Source organism: Acinetobacter sp. YH16031 (assembly GCF_013417335.1).
Classification (GTDB): domain Bacteria; phylum Pseudomonadota; class Gammaproteobacteria; order Pseudomonadales; family Moraxellaceae; genus Acinetobacter.
The window spans coordinates 1-2,278 of record NZ_VPED01000109.1; the positions used below are offsets into that span (position 1 = coordinate 1).

The window sequence follows — 2,278 nt, forward strand, 5'->3', positions numbered from 1 at the left end:
AGTACCAGCGTACGGCCCACAGAATGATGTCACGCTGAAAATGCCGGCCTTTGAATGGGTTCATGTGCAGCTCCATCAGCAAAAGGGGATGATAAGTTTATCACCACCGACTATTTGCAACAGTGCCCAAAAAAGTTCGTGGTGGAGAAAAGATAAGCTATGCAAGGCTTTAGGAGACGTGGTTTTTCAGGATGACGAAGAACGATTCGGCGCTAGGTGCAACATAGGTGCATCGCACGAGCGCTAGGAACGGCGAAAAAAGGCGGACGTGGCGAAATCGGTAGACGCAGCAGACTTTAAAATTGGAGTGCCCGCGGGGAAATCCGCGGAGTAGAACCGCTCAAAGTCGGGGAACGCTAACGGGCAATACCCTAAGCCAATCCCGAGCCAAGCCCCTTCGGGGGAAGGTGTAGAGACTGGACGGGCGGCGCCTAAAGCCTTCGGGCAATGGCGAAGGGACAGTCCAGACCACGAACGTCATCAGACGGCGGCGAAAGTCGAGGTGGTACGAAAATCTGCTTCTCTGTGAGAGTACGGGTTCGAGTCCCGTCGTCCGCACCACAAAGCCAAACATCCCTGCGATGATCGACCTCTGGGCGTTTGGTCGTGAGCCCGCCACCCTCGCGCTACGCTTTGCGCAGGCGTCGAAGGCGATCAGGTGCGCCCATCGATTCCGTCGAGCACCATCGCTGCGAGTTCATCGCTGGTGTGTGCACCACTATCGAGAACACGGGTTGTGCATGGAAGCCGTTCCCTTGCGGCCAAGCATCGGGCGACATTCGCTAATCGCCACTCTCGAATCTCCGCATTTCGATTCGGGTCAGGATGCATGGTCTGGTTCGCGATCCGGTGACGCAATAGGTCCTCGTTGAGCGTCAGAAAGATGTGCAGCAGCTGATCGTCGATCCGCCTTACCCCGTCGAGTATCTCAGTCAGATAGTCCGGGTGCACGAGCGTCATTGGGATGATGATGTCCTGCGAGTAATTCCTTCGAATCTCCCTGACCGCCGCGATCGTAAGTCCCCTCCACAAGGGGAGATCCTGATAGTCTCCGCTCGCTGGCATGGGGACCGTTTCTTTCACCACGAACCCGATTTCCTCGGGGTCAAAGATCAGCGATTTGGAACGCCGATCGCGCAGCCGCTTAGCGAGCGTCGTCTTTCCGGCGCCGAAAGGTCCGTTGATCCAGATTATCATTGTCGACGGCCTCTAACCTGAAGGCTCGCAAGAGCGCTCGACGGCCTCGTGCGGAGGCACGATCGGAGTGGTTCCGAAATGCTTCTCAAGATAGGTGACGCCGAACGTCACGATGTCCTGCGCGTCGAACAGGTAGCACTGAGCAAAGCCCACGACACCTTCTCGATGGCGACCGAGCTTCACGTAAGCATTTGCTATAGTTTCAACCGCATCCGGCTTTCCTTCGATAGCAAAGCAATCGAGAATGCCGTTTGAATCGTAATCCGATGCCGTTTTCCAGGCGACTTCACCGTCTCTTCCAAGCATCGGCATCTCATACGTCACCCACCGTTTGTTGGGGATATCGGCAACCGCCTCGGCGTAGTGCAATGCGGTAACGGAGTTTAGCGGCGCACCCAACAGCAGGGCCTTCCCGCCAAGGCGAACGAACCGCTCGACGGGCGATCCTTCCCCCAAGGCGTGACCGAGTTCGTGAGGCTCCGTCAGCGTTTCAGCCAGCGGACCAACCGCGACCATCGATGCATCGGGGTGCGCGCTGCGCCGCGCGCCGGGGGCTTGAACCAGAAATTGATTCAGCAGGCCGAACCCACGGTAAGTCCCGGCTGTTGCGGGATCGAACGGCAGCCAGGTACGGCGGGCTTCGTCATCCAGCCGAGCGCCATTCAGAGTCTCCTCGTAGGGTGATCGGTCCCACGACGCGTATCCCATCACAGTGCCAGTCGGCCCAACCGCGGAGCGTAACGCGGCAACGACCGTCTCCGCTCCTCCTTCGACCGGACCAATCGCTTTAAGTGAGGCATGCACCATCAAGAGGTCACCGGTTTGGACTCCGAGTTTTTGAAGCGCCTCCGTTATTGCCTTCCGCGTATGCATCGCGATATCTCCTCTAAACTGCAAAACACTATACCTATCGAGATATCACTCTACTATACCTATCGAGATATAGAGGTGGTCCCACTTGTTTGAACAACTAAAAGCGTATTTATAAGTGATATTCCGCTCTAGTTAAGCCACCTTGTTTTGTTGGGGTAGCTGATCATAGTAAAACTCATTTGGTGTCATTTTGTCTAGACTCGAATGA

At 56.1% G+C, this 2,278-nt stretch carries 3 protein-coding genes; 1 reads left to right on the top strand and 2 read right to left on the bottom strand.

Annotated elements, in window-relative coordinates; all coding sequences use genetic code 11:
- A partial coding sequence (locus FTV31_RS17655) for a hypothetical protein (protein ID WP_206299284.1) occupies window positions 1-247 on the top strand: 247 nt, incomplete at its 5' end.
- 407 nt (window positions 248-654) lie between these two features.
- On the opposite strand, the gene FTV31_RS16285 is transcribed toward FTV31_RS17655, so the two are convergent.
- Together FTV31_RS16285 and aac(3)-IId are read right to left on the bottom strand one after the other, a co-directional pair.
- A complete protein-coding gene (locus FTV31_RS16285; RefSeq protein ID WP_000587837.1) occupies window positions 655-1,197 on the bottom strand; it encodes an AAA family ATPase in 543 nt (180 codons plus the stop codon).
- A 12-nt stretch (window positions 1,198-1,209) separates the two neighbouring features.
- The gene (gene aac(3)-IId / locus FTV31_RS16290; RefSeq protein WP_000557454.1) at window positions 1,210-2,070 is read right to left on the bottom strand and encodes an aminoglycoside N-acetyltransferase AAC(3)-IId; all 861 of its coding nucleotides are present in this window, start codon (window positions 2,068-2,070) and stop codon (window positions 1,210-1,212) included.
- Window positions 2,071-2,278: the final 208 nt, after the last annotated feature.

Bases quoted from the DNA above. Each gene is read 5' to 3' on its own strand.
- FTV31_RS16285 (WP_000587837.1), bottom strand. From the start codon at position 1,197: ATGATAATCTGGATCAACGGACCTTTCGGCGCCGGAAAGACGACGCTC.